This is a genomic window from Allobosea sp. P4_C6, assembly GCF_056402015.1.
The window spans coordinates 1-4,329 of sequence record NZ_JBFUIF010000120.1; the positions used below are offsets into that span (position 1 = coordinate 1).

General features: G+C 57.5%; 4 protein-coding genes. 2 read left to right on the plus strand and 2 right to left on the minus strand.

The features are described 5' to 3' along the window. Together AC1DVA_RS26525 and AC1DVA_RS26530 are read left to right on the plus strand one after the other, a co-directional pair. On the plus strand, positions 1-231 hold a 231-nt coding region (locus AC1DVA_RS26525; protein WP_476807875.1), incomplete at its 5' end, for a recombinase family protein. Further along, the gene (locus tag AC1DVA_RS26530; RefSeq protein ID WP_476807876.1) at positions 231-983 is read left to right on the plus strand and encodes a PP2C family protein-serine/threonine phosphatase; all 753 of its coding nucleotides are present in this window, start codon (positions 231-233) and stop codon (positions 981-983) included. The genes AC1DVA_RS26525 and AC1DVA_RS26530, both read left to right, overlap by 1 nt. Positions 984-1,020: 37 nt before the next feature. Here AC1DVA_RS26530 and AC1DVA_RS26535 read toward each other — a convergent pair whose 3' ends face one another. Together AC1DVA_RS26535 and AC1DVA_RS26540 are read right to left on the minus strand one after the other, a co-directional pair. Next, the gene (locus AC1DVA_RS26535) at positions 1,021-2,277 is read right to left on the minus strand and encodes a PDDEXK-like family protein (RefSeq protein ID WP_476807877.1); all 1,257 of its coding nucleotides are present in this window, start codon (positions 2,275-2,277) and stop codon (positions 1,021-1,023) included. A 166-nt stretch (positions 2,278-2,443) separates the two neighbouring features. Continuing rightward, complete coding sequence (locus tag AC1DVA_RS26540; protein ID WP_476807878.1) at positions 2,444-3,670, minus strand: hypothetical protein; 1,227 nt, start codon at positions 3,668-3,670, stop codon at positions 2,444-2,446. Positions 3,671-4,329 lie beyond the last annotated feature (659 nt).

Genomic DNA, 4,329 nt, shown 5'->3' on the forward strand with positions numbered 1-4,329 from the left:
TTCTCAGACCGGGGCGCCGCGGTCGAGCGAAGGGAGGCGATCATCGCCAGGGTCAGGGAGATCATCGAACAGGTCCCGCTCGCCACCGGCCGCTACCGCCAGCTGGCGCAGCATTTGAACGCAGAAGGCGTCAAGACGGTGAATGGACGTTCCTGGTCCGAGCCCAATTTGCGCGCCTTCCTCAGGGGCGTCCCGCTCGAGCACCAAGCCTCGAATTCCGGCTGCTCGTGATGGCGCTCGCCCAAGGACTCATTCGCGTCGCAGCCCAGACACATCGCGGTATGGTTCGGGATCATAATGAGGACGCCATCGCGCTGGGCAAGGTGCTCCTCACCGGCGACATGGCTGCCCCGATTGTCGCCGAGATCGCCGACGAAACGCGAATGCTGGTGGTTACCGATGGCATGGGCGGACATCTCGCCGGCGAGTTAGCCAGTCGGACCGCGCTAGAATCACTACGCGAGCGCGCATATCCGCAGGATATCCCAGGCTGGCGCGAGGCGCTGCAGCAGGCCAATGACCGCCTCTACGACGTGATGCGGGAGAGGCCGAAGGTTCGCGGGATGGGCACGACCATCGTGGGCGTGGCGTTCTATGCGGAGGAACTCATCTGCTTCAATGTCGGCGACAGTCGGGGATATCGACACAGCCGTGGCGCGTTGCAGCAACTCAGTCGCGACGATGTGCCAGAGTCTTCCGACGGCTCCGTAAGACGTGTCTCCTCACACATCACGCAGTCGCTCGGAGGGCTGATTGTCCGCAGGAAGATTGCGCCGCACGTTGCAGCGGCACCGTCCCTGGAACCGGGCGAGACCATCCTGCTCTGCAGCGACGGGCTCACGGACATGGTCAACGATCGAACCATCTCCCGGATTCTCGACGCGCCAGCCGAGCCGGCGGTGATGGCGCGCAGGTTGGTAAACGCCGCGCTCGTTGCGGGCGGGCATGACAACATTTCAGTCGTTGTCGCGTCAGCTGCCTAACGTAATATCTCAACACCTGGGTACTTTGCGATCCGCATCAGCCACCAGACCCACTGTCCGCTAACACTCCGTTCGGACCTGTCGGTAGAGGGGGGGCGACATCCCCAATGATGCGTTTTTCCAAAGCCGCTTTCAGAAGCGGACTGAATTTAACGGCGGTCTTTTGACAAAATTCTGCAAAATGCTTTGTAATTTTGTTAATAACTTCTACTATTTCGCCATCTTCTTCGCTGTATAGTACAGCCTTTTCAATCTGTATGTACTGTGACTTTAAAACTCGTTGCCCTGGCCACAATGCATCCGATATCGCAATCTTAATATCCGTTGGGCACGGACCAAGATAAAGATACCCGTTGATGCTCTCCTTTTCCTTCTTCATTTCAAATAGAAGGACGCGGCCGCTTTCGGTCCATCCGGTCCCGCTGCTAAAGCGTGGCAAAATATCCCAGGTGGAGCATGCGAAACGGAGAATGGCCGAATTTTTTGAAGGCTCATTGATGAATTGTAAAGTCCCGGATCGATTGATCTCTTCTGTTATCTGGCGTGTCTCTGCGGCCAATGACTGAAATATTCCACGAAGGCGATCCGGTCTGCGTTCCATCAGGAAATTCAAAGCTTCCTTATGTCGCGCCCAAAGATTGTTAGCAATTTCCTCAAGCTTGTCGTCGCTCACGTGGTGCCTCTTCAACATGTCGATAAATGCACGAAATGCTCCGGTGGCAGCAGAATCAGCTCCAGAGCCATCCACTTTCTCAAAAACAGGGACAATCTGGGAGTACCTTAACGGTATCCATGCTTGGTCAGCAGGGTCCTCGTCCTCAACTGTCAAAAAAATGTATAATCTACGCCAATCAGGAAATTCTTGCTCCATGACTTGTCTATAGCGCGCAAGTTGTCCGGCGCTTTGGCTCGCTCCAATCTTCAACTCGATCGCAATGGCAATCTTGGGCTGGCCCAACTTCACAACGATGTCTATGCGACGAAACTCGCGCACTATCTGCGCTTGTTCGAACGACATGACATGCGCATGCAGAGGAGACAAAGAGGCGGTGTTTACATCTCTAGCCTGTCCCGCACGTAAAGCTTCCATGACAAGTGCCCGAAGAACTGTCGGCCCGTAACCATGTGAACCAGCTGGATCAAGGAAGGCTGCCATGAAATTTCCAAGGCGTACCTCGCCGTGAACCACGCCCATCGCTTCAAAGAGACAAAAGCGCCCGAGCCGGTTCTCGAGTTCCAAGAACTCTGGATCCGCAACGACCAACTTCTCGAGTTGTTCAAGAACATCTTGCAAAGCGGATCTCCCCTCCTCGACACGTAAACAACCAGTTATCTCCGGAGGTATCAGCGTACGGTGTAAAGCTTGAAGCCTCGGTCAGCCCAGTTTTTGGGACGGATCACGCCGACCCTGATGGCTCCGTCCGGCTTTGCTCAGGAGCTAGGGCGCAATTCGCCCCCCGTTAGGCAGGCTGTCCCTCAGTGTCGGCTAACTGGCTCACACGTGGCCTGACCGCGTTTACAAAGCCATTGATGGCGCCGCGGAACCATTCAACCATTCGCACGCGTTCGACCGGATCTTGTAGATCCCGAACTGTGAAGGCAGCTCCGATGCCATCGGCATCCTGGAGTGCCAGAGGAACGCCGGTTTCCCCTAGAATGGTCGCACGATCTTGATTGAGACGTTCCATCATCTCCGCGGCAACTTGGCTGCGGTTCGTCTTGCCATTGAGATAGATGCCGCCTTCATTGCGAGCCTGTCTGACGTAACACTGAAGCCAGACATTTCCGGTCGGAAGCCGGATGATCGGATTGGCTTCGCCGGGTGGCGGCAACCTTTGCTCGGCATCGTCAAGTGTGAGCCCGGCAAACACCTCCGACCAGAAGTCCGCAGCCCACCCCTTTTGGACCAGCGTCCGGATACGGAATTCGGGACTTTCGATCGGCTCGATTTCAGCATCATCAATCACGAACTGCTGGCCACTCGCGATGATGATAGGCCGTTCGATGATCTTCGTTTTTGCGAGCACTCGCGGTTGCACGATCATACGCCCCTGGCCGGCGTCAAAGACACGCGTGTCAACCAGGCCGAAGGTGAAGTGAAGGCCGGTCGTCCCCTGGATGTAATCCGCGATCGCCTCGACGCCCTCACGAATACCGTCGCCGAGGATCAGGAGGAGGATACGACCGGTAGCAAGATTGCGGGTAACGTTGTCGACGAAGGCAGCTTCATCGAGCTCGGTAAATCCGTGGGCCCGCACATGTTCTGCCAGATCGAAGCCTTGTACCTTGAGTGCTCGTGCAGCTTCTCGCTGAAGGTCGTTGTAGGTCCACTTTCGCAGCACCCGGGCGTAGTCGAGAATCTGCCCGATAACCTCTCGCCGGGCCTCGGGATTACGCCATAGCTTGCACTCGACCAGCGTCGGCATGCCGAGCGAGTTGATGAAGAACGCATCGGCCGGGCCAGCTATGCGGGTGTTGAGTTCGGTGCAGACCGGGATCAACGGCCCAAACGACGGATCGATCTCGTCCACCGGCACCGCGGTTGGATGGCGGAAGATCAGATCTCGTAGCCAAGCTTCATTATAACCTCCGGCCTCCTTGGACAGTTGGAGCGAGAGCGGCGATAGGGCGCGTGTTGGCTCATTGGGTTCGATCAGGACGAGTGGCGTGTGCTGTCTTGAAATCAAATGAGCCCCCAGAGTGCGAACGTTCGCAAGCGACGTCTTGCGCGTTGACCATAGTGGACGTCAATCACTCGGCTGGCAGGAGTGCTGATGCGACAACTGGGGCATTTCCGAGTGAAAACGGCGCAGCGAAGCGCGGATTTGGCTAAAAATCGCGCGTTCCCGGCACGTTTACGTCACCTGATCGTTCCCAATTGCAGCTGCAAATCGCAGCTCATACCGCGTGTTTTGAAGGAGCCTTATCGAAAACTCGCCGTCACTCGGTTAGAGAGGCTCGGTGTCTGGTAGCTCTCTAGGCAATATTTGTGGCGCAGCTCCAGGTCGCGGCGGCTGAGCGCGTTGCGACCAACCACGGCCGAGAGAACCGTGACCTGAGGTGCCGGGGCGCGCACTAGGCGAAACACAGCGCCGTCAAGGGTCTCTCCGCCAATGTCGAGGCAGGCGTAGCGGCCCTCCGGGCATCCCGACGCGTCGCGATGTGCGAATTGCTGCCACGAGCTCAGGGGCGATCGAGTCGGCGATCTCGTCCCGCTTGATACCAGCTGGCACAACGCTACGAGAAGTCCCCGCGAGCTCGCCAAGGGCGCGGGCTGTTGGCCTGTCGCCCGGACCGCAGCGGCCGAATGAACGCGGTAGCATCGTCTCCCTGCATACCGCTACAG

Excerpts from the sequence above, each read along its gene's own strand:
- AC1DVA_RS26530 (WP_476807876.1), top strand. The coding sequence starts at position 231 with ATGGCGCTCGCCCAAGGACTCATTCGCGTCGCAGCCCAGACACATCGC.